Source organism: Pseudomonas sp. 2957 (assembly GCF_031456345.1).
Classification (GTDB): Bacteria; Pseudomonadota; Gammaproteobacteria; order Pseudomonadales; family Pseudomonadaceae; genus Aquipseudomonas; species Aquipseudomonas siliginis.
In genome coordinates this window covers 684,133-700,170 of the sequence record NZ_JAVDUL010000003.1, presented here as the reverse complement: position 1 = coordinate 700,170, position 16,038 = coordinate 684,133, and the positions used below count along the sequence as shown (strand labels likewise).

The following is a 16,038-nucleotide window of genomic DNA, read 5'->3' as shown; positions in this document are numbered from 1 at the left end:
CGTGTGATGGTTTCAGAGTCCGGCCCTGTCGAGGGCTTCGCGACTCAAGGCGCGGGATAGCTCGTTGCGCTCGTAGCTGATTTTGTCGACCAGCTTCCTGTACTCCCGGTCGCTGCTGAACACCTGGCTGTCGAGCTGACGGAATTTTTCTTCGTACAGGCGCAGGTTCTCCTGATAACGGTCAGGATAGGTATTGCGCAGGTAATCCTCCCAGAAAGGATCGGTATAGAGATCGATCATGCCGTTGACCAGGCCATCCCCCTGTTCGCGCTGGATGATTCTCTGGTAAGCCGCGTTGAGCTTTTCCTCGCTTACCCCGGCCCGAGGCTGCACAGGCATGCCCTCCGCTTGCCAGGGCAAATCCAGACGCTCGCCCAGGCCCGCTTCGAACGCCCGATGAATCTGGATTTCGTCCGGCGCCGGCAGGCGCGGATCGATCAGGTGTTGCTGCTGCTGACGACTGACCTCCATGGCGGCCTCATCGCTGACCCGATCAAGGCGAGCCGCGCTGCGCGCCAGACGCACGAGTCTGTCTTCCAGCTGCGAGGCCGATGCCGTTTCGTTGTAGGCCTTGGATACCAGGACTTTGAGCCCCAGTGAATTGAACAGCTGCTGGCCCAGATCAGCGCAGTCCTGTGCAGACACGTTCTGCTCGAAGAGCTTTTTGCGCAGATGTTCGTCGAGCGCCGCCGCATCGACCATGTCCCAGACCCGTGCGGTCAAATTCCGCCGCCCCGCGTCAGTCCCGTAATCGGCGGATTCGCGTTGCTTGCGGATCACGCTGAAAAAGCCGGCGGAATCAGGCTCGGCCATCAGGTCATGCCAGGACTGCTCGCGGTATCGGCTGAAGGCTGCCGAAGGGTGGGACGGATCCGCATTGGCGGGCATCAACTTCCAGTAATCAAGCTCATCGGCGGCGGCGGATGAATAACCGGGCACGACGCTCAACCCTACCGACTGGCGATACTCGCCAAGACGCCGCAACTGGTCACTGTCGAATTTGGCAACACTGATCCGTGCGCGAGCCAGCAGGCGCGCCTGATCGCTACCGGGTTCGACCCGGGGCAGGGTGTCCAGCGGATTGTCTCGCATGTCCAGGTAGAAGCCTTTCGGGCGCTGCCGTATCTGTCCATCGACTTCAAGCCATCCTGCCGGCCAATCGCGAATGCGCGTATTGACCAGGTTCAGTTCGACCAGTTGCTCCATGCGCCCGATATCCGGCGGCACACGCAGGTTGTTGCCATTGAGATTCAGGCTGTGCAAGCGGGTGAGATTGCTCAGGCGCGTGCTTGAGTCATAGGTCAGTTCAATGCTGTTGTGCGACAGATCCAGCGTCTGCAACTGATGCATTTTCCCGAGGGCAGCCGGCACCTCCTTGAAACCGCAGCGTTGGGCGCTCAATTGCCGCAGATTCGGGAAACTCGCCAGCAGGCTGTCCGGTGTGGTTGAAAGCGCAATGTTGGTGATGTTCAGTCCGGTAATCCGCTCGAAGTATTGCTGCATCCCGGGACGCCGTCGCAAGTCGCGCCACCATGACTCAAGGTTCGGTAGCGGCAGTTCGGCTGAAAGGTCCAGCGTATAGCCGTGTTCCGGATGGGGATTGCGTGCGCCGGGCCGTTCGTTCTCGCGTTTGAAGCACTTCCTCAACTGCTGCTCGATGTACAAGCCGCCCTCGCGGACGAAATCCGTTGGCAGCGCGATCAGTTCCCCGTTGTCTTCAATGACGGGGGTGTAACTGCTGCGCCAGCTGTCGAGGGCGTTGTCGAGCACTTCGCGTTCGCGCTCAAGGTCGGCGATGGCGCGTTCGCTGTTGCCCTTTTTTTCCAGCGCCGCCAGGAAACCCGCGACCTCTCTGTCGTTGAGTTTCGGGTACAACTGTCTGAGCCGCTGTTCCGGGGTCTTTGCCGCCCAGGGCCAGCCGCGTAGAAGAATCTCCGTCTCGCGGGGGGCGACCGTTCGGATCGGCGGTTGCGCCAGAGCAATACGGCGTTCGGCTGGCGGGGCGCTTTGTTCCATGATCCACAGTTTCAAGGCGCGGCCCTGACCGCGCTGATAACCGGTACTCGCCAGCGTTTCGAGCGGTACGGCGCGCAGGATGGCTTCGTGGAAATCGCTACTGTCATGCAGCACCTGACCCTTGGCGTCGCGCACTTCATAACGGCCTTCGCCACGCCTGAGCAGTTGCCTTACGGTGCTGGCGTCCTGCGGCCCGACACTGCAGCGCAACGGACCGTGCGGGCTGCCGTCGAACACTTCGATGCGCAGGTCGGCAAAGGTGTCGGTGTGGATTTTCAGCGTATTGAGCGCCAGGCGTTCGGTTTGTTCGGTCATCAGATCGTCCCGATAAAAACCGTCGTACGCGCGACTGGCCGACGCCTCGAAATCCAGCTCTCGGGCCTGATTCTTCAGGCGTAGCGGCAAATGCTGTTCGTCGCTGATGCGTTGCCGTTCGGCGACGCGAGCCTGGCTCAGAACCGTCTCGGCCAAGGGCAACGGCAGATCCGGAAACGACTGTCTGATCACCGCTATGTCGGCGTCGCCGCTGCGCTGCCCGGCCTGGTACAGATGGCGGGCGACGGCGCTGCGCTGCTGATTGAGTGCGTCGGCCAGTTGACCGCGCAGGACCTCGACCCGTTGCTCGGCAGTGACCATCGGGCCGAGCAGATGATTGAACTCGTCGTCGCGCAGGAACCCGGCGACCCGCTCGGGCAAATGTCCGGCGTTGAGATCAGCCTGGCTGATGCGCAACGTGTCGGCTTCGGACGCCAGCGCGTTGCCGTATTTATGCGAGTAGCCGGTCAGGTCCTGACGCGCGAAAACCTCCAGCGCGCGTCGCGGCGGCCAGCCCGGCAGGCTGGTCAGCATCGGCTCCAGCCATACCGCATCGGCATCGATCGGTTTGCCGTTACGCAGGTTCTGCGCAGCCTCGATGACATCCTCGTATGCACTGACGCGCCTGACCGTGTCGGCCAGCAGCGGCGGTGGCGGGCTGTTGTCGCTGTGCATGCGACGCAGTTCATCGTGGCTGGTGCCGCTGCTGCGCCGGATGTCCTCCAGTTGCACAGGCGTAAAGCGCTCGACGCTGTGGCCCAGGCGAGGCATCAGCCGGGCGTCGGGCCAGTCGCCTGGCGATTCTGCTTCATGCAGCCAGGCGCCGTGACCGTTGTGTTCGATCCTTGGCTGGTAGGCATTTTCTCGATTCGGATGTTTGATCCGGTGGGTTTTGCTGGTGGCATCGGCGGAGGCTTTTTCCACCACATAGAGCTTGCCTTCCAGCGGCAGGACGCTGGCGCTGGCATGTTGATGCAGGCCGTGACGATTGGGCTTCGATTGCGCTGCCAGGCTCAGCTCGTCGCGTGCATAAGGGCTTAGGTCGCGATGCCACAGGCTTGGTTTGCCGTCGGGCAATTTGACCTGTTGCATGGCATCGACCTGCGGTGAGAGTTTTATCCGCAACGTTTCGCCAATCTGCGCGCCGGCGCCGAACGCCGCCAGTTGAATGACATCGGTCACCACACTGATGACATGTCCGGCAGCTTCCTCCCAGACGGCTTCGGCCAGATCGACGATGCCTTCAATCACATCGCTGGTCAGTTGATAGGCGGTATAGGCCATCATCACCTCGCCGAGACCAGGCACAAAGGGCGTGGCAATCAGCAGGGCGACGTTGAAAATGTCCGAGACGATCCGCTTGAAGTTGTCCCACCATGCCCAGCGTGCGTTGCTGTCGGCATCGGCGGTCGAGACAGCGATTTGCCGCGCATCGTTGATGATCTTGTTGAGTTTCTGCTGATAGACGTGCCGCCAGTAATCGCCCTGCAACGGCAAGCGGGTGAATTGCAGCCTGGGCTTTTCCACCGGGTCCTTGCGCCACACCGGGCGCTGGTCGGTGCTCTGCTCGCGTTCGTGATGGCGGACGACGAACAATCGCTGTTCGAGTTCGGCAAAAAAATGCCCACGTTGCTGCTGATCGACAAACTGGCTGAAGAATTGCCGGTACGTATGCCCGGTCGAGGCGCTCAGGCGGTCCTCGCGCAACTGGCGGGTCAGTTCTTCACGAAACGCAGCCAGCGACTCGTACTCCTTGAGTGGATGATCCGGATCGTGCGGCACGTAGACGATCAGGCGTCGAACGCCACGACTGTCGGGGTGGCCATGCATCAGCAACAGAATGCCGGTCAGGCGGGTACCGAGCATGGACAGGTCATTGCAGCGAATCGAACGGTTGTTGAGACGCAAGCGCGGGTTTTCCTCTGTGCTGAAGCTGAGCACCATCCTGAAGGTGTCGTACTGGATCTCTGCCTTGAGCAAGGCGATGTGCGCCGCGACGGCGAGGGCATCTTTGAGGCTGGCGCCGACCTTGTATTGCAAAAGGCTCTCGGCCAGCGCTTCGCCGGGCAGCAAGTAGCCCTGCAAGTGCCTGGCATATTGCCCGCCCAGGTCGAGGTCGCGGCACAGTGTCTGGAACTGGCTGATGGGCATTTGGTTTTTGAGCGGCAAGACGTCGAAGTGGCCGCGCGCATCAGGCTGGCTGATGTAGTCCGAGCCTGCGCCGACTGTCTCGTTGGCGGCAAAGTTGTGCAGAGCGGCATCGAGCAGTGAGACCGTACGGGTCGTCGAACCGTCGACCACGTCGATTGCATACCAGGGACTGCTGGCGGGGATATACAGGCGCAGCCAGGTCTTCCTGACGTCCGGCTCGATGCCATGGCATTGCTTGATCCTTGCTTTGAGCAGCGGCTCGGCGAAGGCGTACAGGTCGGTCCTGGCCAGCAGATGATCGACCTTGTTCTGCGAGTCCCAGGCCTTGAGATTGGCGGCGGCGAGTCGGCTCGCATACGTACCGGGTGCGCTGTACCAGGGTTCGCGCTTCAGTGGCGTGGCGGCGAGTGCCAGGCTGCGGCTGAGCGTTGCAGTTTTGAACGGCGCGCTGACAGCCGATTCGATGAACGCGTAATGCCGCCCTTTGTCGGCGGCTGCGGCAGGCTGAGGGGAGTCAGACATGGCCAATCATCCTTGATTGTTTGAGGAATGATCAGCGTACCGGCGGCAGGGCAAAACAAAAGTTCAAAGATCGGGAGACAATCGTGTGATCGCCTCAGCGATGCGACAAGAATTCGAATCGGAACAATGCACGAATACCACCTTTTGCGCCGATGGCCTTCGGCGCGACGTGCAGACCACGTTCGGTCAGTGCAGCGCCGATGCCACCACGGGCGCCTGTGGCGGTTGGCACTGTGAGTCGCTGCCCGGTTGCAGATACGGCGTGAGAATCGGCGCCATGCCTTTGAGTACCTGCGTGGGCAGAGCCGAGGTGAACTTGAAGTTCTCCGCCGAGCGCCCCGGGACGAACGCGGTGAGGGTGCCGAAATGGTGGTCGCCGATGTAGAACACAAAGGTCGCCGTGCGGTTGATCGACTTCGAACTGATGATCCGCCCGCCAGACCCGATCGCCGCAATGCGGTTGTCGCCGGTGCCGGTCTTGCCGCCCATGGCCAGCGGTGTGCCATCGGGCAGTTTGAAACTGCCGGACAGCCGTTTGGCGGTACCGGCGTCGACCACTTGCGACAGCGCCTCGCGCATGGCTCGGGCCACTTCCACCGGCATCACGCGTTTGCCCACGTGCGGGTCGTTGATCAGCCTGGTTTCATACGGCGTATCGGCAGCAAAGTGCAGGCTGTCGATGCGCAGCGTCGGCATGCGCACGCCGTCATTGAGAATGGTGCCGATCAGCTCGGCGAGCGCGGCGGGACGGTCGCCGGAACTGCCAATGGCCGTGGCCAGTGACGGCACCAGGTGATCGAACGGGTAGCCGACTTTCTGCCAGCGCTGATGAATGTCGAGGAACGCTTCGATCTCGAGCATGGTGCGAATACGACTGTCTCGCGCACCCTTGTGCCGGCTCTTGAACAGCCAGCTGTAGACTTCCTGGCGCTCGAAATGGCTGGCCTTGACGATCTCGCTGAAGGTCGCTTCCGGGTGATGCAGCAGATAACCCATCATCCACAGGTCCAGCGGATGCACCTTGGCGATGAAGCCTTGGTCAGGCAAATCGTAACTGCCGGGGCCATAGGAATCGTAGAGGCGGATCAGACGGTCGTCGGTGAGATTTTCGTTGAGCTTGGTGCCCTTGAGGTGCGAGCGCACGAAACGGTTGAAGTCTTCCTGACTGGCCTCCGGCAGCAGATAGCGATGCACCGCCGCCATGCGGATCGGCGTCGGGCGGATGCTGTCGAGGAAGGTTTCCAGGCGCGCCTGGGTGTCCTTGTTCTTGTACTTTTTCCAGAACTTGAGCAGGAACGAGGTGCCTTCGCGGTCGGCGAAACTGGCCAGGTATTCCTGACGGCGCGGATCGCGATCATCCTTGAGCAATTCGCCGTTGGGGCCTGAGTAGGTGGTGTAGCGGACGATGTCGCGCATCAGGCGAATGAACGGCAGGTTGATCGACTCGCGCAGCGAATCGCGCAGGGTCGGCAGGCGACCGTTGTCCTCTTTGCGGAAGTTGTTGAATCTGTGCAGCCCACCGCCGGTAAAAAACGCCTCGCCGGGGCTGGCCGAGTATTTGCGATCCAGCGCGGCGCCGAGCAGCTTCGACAGGTCGTGATCCTTGTTCTGGATCAGGTAGTCGATGACCCAGCGGCTGAGGCGGTCCTGATCGGGCACTTCGACTTTTTTCAATTCTGCCACGCCCATCGCGCCGTATTTGTCGTGCAGCTCGGCGACGATTTGCAGGTACGTGGTCAGCACACGCATTTTCGCCGTCGAGCCGAGTTCAAGCTTGCTGCCTTCGTTGATGTCGAACGGCTGATCAGTGCTGTCGGTCTGCACGCGCACCCGCGAGCCGTCCGGGGTCAGTTCAAACAGGGTGAAGCTGTAACGCACTTGCGTGGTGCTGGTCGGCGTCAGCAAGCGTTCGCCGAGCAGACCGATTTCCGCGGCATAGGCCGGGTCGGCAAGTTTCTTCAGATAAGCCGTGGCCTGCGTTTGCAGGTCGCCCTGCAGGGTGCTGGTGGCCGACAGGTCGAGGCGATCGAGGTCGTACAGCGGGCGATTGAGCATGCTCGCCAAGCGGCTGCGGGCAACACTGATGCCCTTGTTGGTTTCAATCGGCTGCATCGTTGGCTGGGTCTGCCAGTCGCGATACGACACGGTGCTCGCCAGCGCAGCGTCAGCGAGGGCGCTGTCGATCACGCCGTTCTGCTTGAGCAGGCGCAGGTGGCTGTCGGTGAGGCTGGCCAATTCGTCGCGACCCTTGGTCAGGTAATGCGAAGGGCGGCGCTGGGCGATCATCAGCGAGAGCATTTCACGCAAGGCCAGGCCTTTGGCGGCCATGGACTGCGGATCGGTCGCCGGGCTGTTCAATTGCTCGTTGGCCTTGTTGAAATCGCTGCCGTACCAGACCCGCAAACCTTCGGCCATGCCGTGCACTTCACCGTGGCCGGGCACCGCCGAGAGCGGCACGCTGTTGAGGTAGTCGCGCACGATGTTCTGCCGCGAACCGAGGGTCTGCGGGCCATCCTGATAGGCGCGCACGCTGGCGGAAATCATCTGGCGGATCTTCTCCGCGCCCGACACGGTGAGGCCGTCGGGCGAGTGGCGATACTTCTCCAGTTGCGTTGCCAGGGTGCTGCCGCCGGCCGATTGCCCGGGCAGGTGCAGCAACTTCGCCACTTGCGACCACGCGGCCATGCCGAAACGCGGCCAGTCCACCGCCGGGTTGGCCAGCGGCTGTTTCGGGTCGAGGAGAAAGCGGTTTTCGATGAACAGCAGGCTGCTGACCACCACCGGCGGAATCGCCGCGAAGTCGGCATACAGTTGCTGCGGATAGTTGTATCGATACAGCGGCGCGCCTCGGCAGTCGGTGATCGACAACCCCGCCTGGATCTTTTCCGAATACGGCACGAACAGGCCTTTGTCGGTGTAACCGAGCAGGGCGGGGGAGAAGCGCGTCTGCTCGGTGATCACGTAATTGCGCTTGAGCAGGCGCGGGAGGAATTCGTCCAGAGAGCTGTAACCCAGGCGCAGATCGAAAGGGCCGTTGCCCGGATAACGAATCGCTTCGCTGGGACCGGGTTCCAGTTTGTAGGTCAGCGAAGCGGCGTACTGGCTCAGCTCCCGCGCCTGAAAGCGCGAAGTGCGCATTTCCTTGGACGCGGCGAGTCCCACCACCACCGCAATGATCAAAAACAGCAACCAGAAAGCCTTCCACCCGTGCCGCTGACGACGGGGTTTTTCAGGGACAGGCGCTTCATTCACACGTTCAGTCTGAACCACGGTTTTACTCGAATCGGTTTGCCACAAAGCGCCCATAGTCGACTGATCCATTCACGCAGATTGATCGGACTTGTCTGAAGCTTAGACGGTGGTTGGAGCCGGTGAAGAAAATGTGCAGAGCGGAGGAGACGGCTTGTCTGAATAACTGGAACACACACTGTGGCGAGGGGATTTATCCCCGCTAGGCTGCAAAGCAGCCCCAAAACCTGCCAGCACGGTTTCTACAGGCCCACCGCGTCTGAGGAAGTTGCGCCTGCTGCGCAGCCGAACGGGGATAAATCCCCTCGCCACAAGGATGCACTTATTCCAGAGAGCTGTTGCGCTCAGAGCCAGCAGGTATCCCAAAGCGGGTAATCACCGAGGTTATCGACCAGCCCGGCTCGCAAGGGATTATTGATGATATAGCGGGCGATGGGCTCCAGGTCCTCGCCGTCACGGATCGCTCGGTCATGGTAGCCGGTTTGCCACAGCGGTCCGTGACGTCCGGTTTTTCTGTTAACCGCATGCGTACAGCGAGCCTTTACACCGCCAATGACTTCACCAAGTGAGCCGCGTTGCAATTGCATCAGCCAATGAAAGTGGTCAGGCATGACAACCCAGGCGATGGATTGCGCGACTCCTTGCTCATGAGCCCGGCGCAGTTCTGCAACCAGTAATCGGCCTGTCTGCCAATCTGCAAATACAGGCTGGCGTTCGTGGATGACAGAGGTGATGAAGTAGGCACGACCGTTTTCCGAGAAACGACCTTGGCGCAGGCGGTGGGAATTGGGGCGGACTGGCATGTGAGCTTCCTTGCATGTGCTCCTGGCTTTTTCAAAGGTTAGTGGTTGGCCGCTCCGGTCGGCGCTGCAACTGTTGAGCGAAATTTCCGAATCCGCCGGGCGATTTATCCGTGATCAAGCGCGAGGGGAGGCATCGCGCAGTGAATCAAATGCACCGGGGGCTGGAACATGACGCTGCACCATGTCTGTGCAATACTTCGCGGCTTTTTCAGTGGCGACTTTTCCTACGTAATGCAGGTAATGCCTCTCCGCAGAACCCACTATTGCCGAGAGTTGTCGCTGAATGTTGTGACTTTTAGAGTGAAAATTCCTGCCCTGAGCTTTTTATACTGCACGCCCCGCTGATCTTTCAGGCCTGCCCTGCAAGACGCGTCTGCCCACGAAGCCGACGCGGTTTCCTGCCCAGCCAAGGCCTATCGGCCGATGCTTCGAAACCCGGTGGTCATATCCAATAACAAGACGAGGTTGTACCCCTATGCCAGTTGGCAATCCTCTGCCGCACGGCGACACCGCTTCGGGCGGTCCGCTCAAACGTGAACTCGGCGAACGGCATATCCGCCTGATGGCGCTCGGTGCCTGTATCGGCGTCGGTCTGTTTCTCGGTTCGGCCAAAGCCATCCAGATGGCCGGGCCGGCGATCATGCTCTCTTACATCCTTGGCGGTCTGGCGATCCTGGTGATCATGCGCGCCCTCGGTGAAATGGCCGTGCATAACCCGGTGGCCGGTTCGTTCAGCCGCTACGCGCAGGATTATCTCGGTCCGCTGGCCGGCTTTCTCACCGGCTGGAACTACTGGTTTCTGTGGCTGGTGACCTGCGTCGCGGAAATCACCGCCGTGGCCGTGTACATGGGCATCTGGTTCCCCGATGTGCCGCGCTGGATCTGGGCCTTGGCAGCGCTGATCAGCATGGGCTCGATCAACCTGATCGCAGTCAAAGCCTTCGGCGAATTCGAATTCTGGTTCGCCCTGATCAAGATCGTCACCATCATCGCCATGGTCATCGGCGGCGTCGGCATCATCGCCTTCGGTTTCGGTAACGATGGCGTGGCGTTGGGCATTTCCAATCTATGGGCGCACGGCGGTTTTATGCCCAACGGCGTGACCGGTGTGCTGATGTCACTGCAAATGGTCATGTTCGCCTACCTCGGTGTCGAGATGATCGGCCTGACTGCCGGTGAGGCGAAGAACCCACAGAAGACCATTCCTGACGCAATCGGCTCGGTGTTCTGGCGGATCCTGCTGTTCTACGTCGGCGCGCTGTTCGTCATCCTGTCGATCTACCCGTGGAATGAAATCGGCACCCAGGGCAGCCCCTTCGTGATGACCTTCGAGCGTCTGGGCATCAAGACCGCTGCGGGCATCATCAACTTCGTGGTGATTACTGCGGCGCTGTCGTCGTGCAACGGTGGCATCTTCAGCACCGGGCGCATGCTCTACAGTCTGGCGCAGAACGGCCAGGCCCCGGCGGGCTTCGCCAAGACCTCGAACAACGGTGTGCCACGCCGGGCACTGCTGCTGTCGATCGCGGTGTTGCTGCTGGGCGTAATGCTCAACTATCTGGTACCGGAAAAAGTCTTTGTCTGGGTCACCTCGATCGCCACCTTCGGTGCGATCTGGACCTGGGTGATGATCCTCCTCGCCCAGCTGAAATTCCGCAAAGGCCTGAGCGCCAGCGAACGTGCCGGGCTCAAGTACAAGATGTGGCTGTACCCGGTCAGCTCGTACTTCGCGCTGGCGTTTCTGGTACTGGTGGTCGGCCTGATGGCGTACTTCCCGGACACCCGCGTGGCGCTGTATGTGGGACCGGCGTTTCTTGTGCTGCTGACGGTGTTGTTTTACGTGTTCAAGTTGCAGCCGACGCAAGTGACGCAAGGTTCGGTGCGTTCGGTTTCTTGAACCTTAAGTGCGTAAACAACGAAGCCCTGATCGAGAGATCGGGGCTTTTGGGTTTTATGGGCAAGGCGATTAACGGTCAACGCCTTAAAATCGCACGGGAAGAGCTATTGACACGTGAGTACGACAAGATGACCGCTGGTCGGATAAAGCCCTCGACCTGTAATTTCTGACAGTAGACCGTCTTCAAGCTCTGGCCTAGTTTGGAGGTCCGTCCTCTGGCAGCGGCTGGCCCTCACCATGAAAGGATTCTCTGCAACCACCGCCATCGGAGTGGCCGATGCGCTCATCCATTGGCAGATATTTTTCGTGCTCTGTCAGGCGGCCGCCCTGAGTCAGGCGGCCAGCAACTTTGCGGCGTTCTGCGTAGCTGCTGCGCTCTCTTTCTATCTGAACATGCTTTATATCTTTGAAAGGGAAACGCCGGTATTTCCCTATCTGATGTTCATCGGCCTGATGGGCGGCGTGAGTTTTGGCGTGGGTGTCATTGGGGATGTCTGGCGCTTGTCGGGGCTTGTGACGGTCGCTTCGTTTTCGCTGGTGAATATTGTTTTAGGGTACTGCGTTTTCCGCTTTGTCCTTTTTCCAGGGCGACGGGCATGAACGTCTCTCCGCCTGACGTACTGCCGATGTCAGCGTCCTGCGCTGCTTCAATGCCCTTCGTAGTTGATCTGGACGGTACCCTCGTCAAATCTGATCTGCTGTTCGAATGCGTGATGTCCTTTGTCCGCAGCAAACCATTGCACTGCCTGAAACTCTTTCCCTGGCTCTGGCACGGCAAGGCGTATCTGAAAGATCGACTGGCAATGACATCGGACGTCGATCTCGCGACTTTGCCCTATGATCCCGACGTACTCCGGATGATCGAGGAACAGCGCAACGCCGGTCGGAAAATTGTTCTCGCCACAGCCAGTCATTACACATTGGCAGTGCGGATCGCCGAGCATCTGCAGGTGTTTGATGACGTTCTGGGTTCAACCCTCGAGCAGAACCTTTCGGGAACGAACAAACGTGATGCGCTGGTGGCGTTATATGGGGAGAAAAGTTTCGATTACATCGGCAATTCGCTGGACGATCTGCCGATCTGGCGGTCGGCCAGGCAAGCTTATATCGTCAATCCGCTAGCGGGCGTCCAACGTGCCGCCCGGCATCTGGATAACGTAGCCCAGGTGGTTCACTCTCGCGTTACGTATTTCAGAAGTTTGTACAAAGCCTTGCGCATTCATCAATGGATGAAGAATGTGCTGATTTTCGTTCCCCTGCTTGCAGCGCATCAAGTGGCCAACCCGCTGCTATTGGGTCGCGGCTTGCTGGCCTTCATGCTTTTCGGCTTGTGTGCATCCAGCGTCTATCTTCTGAACGACTTGCTCGACCTGAACGATGATCGCAGGCACCCGAGTAAACGCAATCGACCCTTCGCCAATGGTTCGTTATCCATCCAGTCCGGTCTGCTGATTTTCCCCCTGCTGTTGTCAGTGTCGTTCATCGGCGCGTGGTTGTGGCTGCCTCACCCATTCATTGCCGTGCTGGCCTGCTATTACGGCCTGACGCTGGTGTATTCGCTGGTGCTCAAGAGGTTGATGGCGCTGGATGTCATCGCTTTGGCGCTGCTTTACACCTTGCGCATCATTGCCGGTGGCGCCGCTTTCGGGCTCGACCTGACGGGGTGGATGCCCGCTTTTTCCATGTTCATGTTTTTGAGCCTCGCGCTGGTCAAGCGCTATGCCGAGCTGTTGCTGGCGCTGCACGGCGGCATCACCGGTAAGACCGGCGGCCGCGACTACTTTCCTGCGGACCTGGCAATGCTCTCCTCTTTGGGGGCCGCATCCGGTTATCTCGCTGTCCTGGTGCTGGCGCTTTACATCCATGACAGCGCAACTACCGAGTTGTATGCATATCCCCGATGGCTCTGGTTTGCCTGCCCATTGATGCTGTTCTGGATCACTCGTATCTGGCTGCTGACGCATCGCGGCCGCATGAATGAGGATCCGGTGGTTTTCGCACTGCGTGATCGCTTGAGTCTGGTGATGGGAACAGTGTTCTGTCTGATTTTCTGGGTGGCGGCATGATGGCCTCGCTGGCTTCCTGGGGAAACTATCCCTATGCCCCGCAGAGTGGTCGTCCCTGCCACTGGCAAGCGGATATCGGACCGCAGTGGCAGCAGTTGATCGAATCACACGGGACAACTTTGCCGTTTGGCAATGGGCGCAGCTATGGCGATAGCTGCATGGCCGCAAGCGATCATGTGCTGCAATTACGTCCCCTGAACCGCTTCATCGAAGCCGACTGGGAAAAGGGTGAGATCTGCGCTGAGGCCGGCGTGACACTGGGCGAGATTTTACAACTCGCCATTCCCCGTGGCTGGTTTTTGCCCGTCACACCCGGTACGCGGCATGTAACGCTGGGTGGGGCGGTGGCCAATGACGTCCACGGGAAAAATCACCATCGCTGCGGCACGTTTGCCCATTCGCTGGTGTGTTTCGGGCTGCACCGTTCCATGCAATCGCCGATGGTGTGCTCGGCGACGCTAAACCCACAGTGGTTTGCCGCCACCATCGGCGGGCTCGGCCTGACGGGCGTGATTACCTGGGTGCGCATTCGTCTGCGCAAGATCCAGTCCAGCCTGATCGACAGCACACGGGTGCGTTTTGACTGTCTGGATGACTTTTTTGCCCTGTCGGCCGACATGGATGCGCGGCATGAATACAGCGTCGCGTGGATCGATTGCCTGGCCAAGGGCAATGCGCTAGGGCGCGGATGCTACACGGCTGGGGATCATTGCGAGGCGGGGCCCCTTGAGGTCGCTGCACCACGTTCTCTGTCTGTCCCGATCCGCCCTCCGGTATCGCTAATCAATTCGCTCACCTTGAAACTGTTCAACTATCACTACTGGAAACGGCAGCCAACGAACGGACAACATCAAAAGGTTGCCTACAGCTCGTTCTTCTATCCGTTGGACCGTATCGAAAACTGGAATCGCATCTACGGACGCAGAGGTTTCCAGCAATTTCAGTGCGTATTGCCGGCCTCGGTTGCAGCCGTGGCACTGGCCGAATTACTCAAGTCGATTGCGCGTAGCGGCAGTGGCTCCTTCCTCGCGGTGCTCAAGCGTTGTGGCGACATTCCTTCGCCGGGATGGCTTTCCTTTCCTATGCCCGGTACTTCATTGGCGCTGGACTTTCCACACGACATAGATCTGCCGAAAAAACTTCTGCCGCGTCTCGACGCCATCGTGCGGGAAGCAGGCGGTCGTTTGTATCCAGCCAAGGACGCTCACATGAGCGGCAGCGATTTTCGCCAGGCCTATCCCGCCTGGGAGCAGTTGGAAGCGATGCGCGATCCGACCCTGATGTCCCGTTTCTGGCAGCGAGTCACTCGATGAAAAAAATACTGATTGTGGGCGCCACCTCGGCGATTGCCTGCGCTTGCGCACGATTGTGGGCGGCTGATCGCAGCGAATTGTTCCTGGTCGGCAGGGATGCGCAAAAACTCCAGCAAACCAGCGTCGATCTTCAGGTTCGAGGTGCCAGAGCCGTGACCACGTACGTCATGGACGCCAGTGATATCGCGGCACATCCGGTCATGTACGAGAAATGCCTGGCGACGTTGCAGACGGTGGATATCTGTCTGATTGCCTATGGCTCGCTGCCAGATCAGTACGCGTGCGAACAACACGTTGAACAGGCTATGGAGCAGTTCGCCAATAACGGCAGTTCAATGATCGCGCTGTTGACGCTGTTGGCAAATCGCATGGTTGTCCAGCAGCACGGCACGCTGGCGGTCATTTCCTCGGTTGCCGGGGATCGAGGACGACCTTCCAATTACCTGTACGGCGCGGCAAAGGCGGCCGTTTCCACGTTCTGCGAAGGCTTGCGGGTACGCTTGTTCAAAGCGGGTGTGCATGTGATCACGATAAAGCCTGGGTTAGTCGACACGCCCATGACGCGAGGGTTGGCGCTGCCCTCCGTGCTTGTAGCGCAACCGGATACGGTTGCCCGGCGAATAGTCAGAGGGATCAATCGACAGGTGGCGGTGCTGTATGTGCCCGGCTTTTGGGCGGTGATCATGTGGCTGATTCGGGTGATGCCGCAGCCGCTGTTCAAGAGGCTGAACCTGTGAATCAGACACTGATGTTATCCGGGTGGCGTTACCGCGTTTTGATTGGCTCGGTGATCTGCTCCGCCCTCGCTTATCTCGCTGTTTCCCTGTGGGGTGGGTGGTCGGCGGTGAGCGCGGCGGTCAGTCGAGTGGGTTGGTGGCAGTGCGGGCAAATCGTCTGCGTGGTTTTGCTTGGATACGGTCTGCGTTTTTTGCGTTGGCAGGGTTATCTGTCTGCCCTGGGCCACCGGTTGCCCTGGCGGGCGAGCTTGAACATCTACCTGGCCGGATTCGCCCTGACGACTACTCCCGGCAAGGCCGGGGAGGCGTTGCGCGGTGTTTTGCTCAAACGTTTGGAGGTGCCTTACGCACAGAGCTTTGCCGCGCTGTTCAGTGAGCGGCTTGCGGACCTGCTGGCGATGACGGGCCTGGCGTTGTTCGGCTTGAGCGCGCATCCGCAATGGTTGTCGATGGTCGTTGCCAGTCTCGTCCTCCTGGCATGCGGTGCATCGATGATGTTTTCGCCAAGCCTTGCCAGCGCGATTGATCGTCGCACTGAGCAACGGCACGACAGATTCTCGCGGTTGCTGGGGCATGCCGTTCAGGTATTGCGTCAGTCGCGCCGCTGTCACTCCCCTCGTCGCGTCATGGGCGCAACGCTATTGAGCCTGCTGGCCTGGGGGCTTGAAGCATTGGCGTTTTACTGGATTTTGCAGGCGATGGGCGCGGACGTGAGCCTGACGTTAGCGATCTTTATTTATGCGGTGGCCATGTTGGCGGGGGCTCTGAGTTTCATGCCGGGCGGTTTGGGCAGTGCCGAAGCAGCGATGCTAGCGCTGCTGGTTTCAGGCGGAGTCGGGTTGGCAGATGCGATCGCGGCGACGGTTTTGTTACGGCTGGTAACGTTGTGGTTGGCGGTCGGGGTGGGAATGCTTGCACTTTTATGGAAGAGGTCGGTAGCCGGTTTTGATCATGGCTGAGTAACTACTG

The 16,038-nt window shown here is 59.8% G+C and carries 9 protein-coding genes; 6 read left to right on the top strand and 3 right to left on the bottom strand.

Features of this window, described 5'->3' with window-relative positions:
* Positions 1-12: 12 nt before the first annotated feature.
* From J2Y39_RS13590 to J2Y39_RS13580, 3 genes are all read right to left on the bottom strand, one after another.
* Positions 13-5,004, bottom strand: a complete 4,992-nt coding sequence (locus J2Y39_RS13590) for a dermonecrotic toxin domain-containing protein (RefSeq protein ID WP_310218171.1) — start codon at positions 5,002-5,004, stop codon at positions 13-15.
* Positions 5,005-5,190: 186 nt separating this feature from the next.
* Positions 5,191-8,310 (bottom strand): transglycosylase domain-containing protein, encoded by a 3,120-nt coding sequence (locus tag J2Y39_RS13585; RefSeq protein WP_310218168.1) that lies wholly within the window; start codon positions 8,308-8,310, stop codon positions 5,191-5,193.
* Positions 8,311-8,597: 287 nt separating this feature from the next.
* On the bottom strand, positions 8,598-9,056 hold the full coding sequence (locus J2Y39_RS13580; RefSeq protein ID WP_150638609.1) for an REP-associated tyrosine transposase: 459 nt from the start codon (positions 9,054-9,056) through the stop codon (positions 8,598-8,600).
* Between the two features lie 475 nt (positions 9,057-9,531).
* Here J2Y39_RS13580 and J2Y39_RS13575 point away from each other — a divergent pair, with 475 nt between their 5' ends.
* The 6 genes from J2Y39_RS13575 to J2Y39_RS13550 all read left to right on the top strand — a co-directional run bounded on the left by J2Y39_RS13575 (position 9,532) and on the right by J2Y39_RS13550 (position 16,028).
* Positions 9,532-10,953 (top strand): amino acid permease, encoded by a 1,422-nt coding sequence (locus tag J2Y39_RS13575; protein WP_095181733.1) that lies wholly within the window; start codon positions 9,532-9,534, stop codon positions 10,951-10,953.
* A 237-nt stretch (positions 10,954-11,190) separates the two neighbouring features.
* Positions 11,191-11,553, top strand: coding sequence for a GtrA family protein (locus J2Y39_RS13570; protein WP_095181734.1), 363 nt, complete (start codon positions 11,191-11,193; stop codon positions 11,551-11,553).
* Positions 11,550-13,019: a UbiA family prenyltransferase gene (locus tag J2Y39_RS13565; protein WP_310218160.1), complete on the top strand. Its 1,470-nt coding sequence runs from the start codon at positions 11,550-11,552 to the stop codon at positions 13,017-13,019. Before J2Y39_RS13570 ends, J2Y39_RS13565 begins: the two co-directional genes overlap by 4 nt.
* Positions 13,016-14,332 carry an FAD-binding oxidoreductase gene (locus tag J2Y39_RS13560; protein WP_310218158.1) on the top strand — a complete coding sequence of 439 codons (1,317 nt, stop codon included), beginning with the start codon at positions 13,016-13,018 and terminating at the stop codon, positions 14,330-14,332. The genes J2Y39_RS13565 and J2Y39_RS13560 overlap by 4 nt, the downstream gene beginning before the upstream one ends.
* Entirely contained in the window at positions 14,329-15,069 is a 741-nt protein-coding gene (locus J2Y39_RS13555; RefSeq protein ID WP_041479891.1) for an SDR family oxidoreductase, read from the top strand. The genes J2Y39_RS13560 and J2Y39_RS13555 overlap by 4 nt, the downstream gene beginning before the upstream one ends.
* On the top strand, positions 15,066-16,028 hold the full coding sequence (locus J2Y39_RS13550) for a lysylphosphatidylglycerol synthase transmembrane domain-containing protein (RefSeq protein ID WP_310218157.1): 963 nt from the start codon (positions 15,066-15,068) through the stop codon (positions 16,026-16,028). Before J2Y39_RS13555 ends, J2Y39_RS13550 begins: the two co-directional genes overlap by 4 nt.
* Positions 16,029-16,038 lie beyond the last annotated feature (10 nt).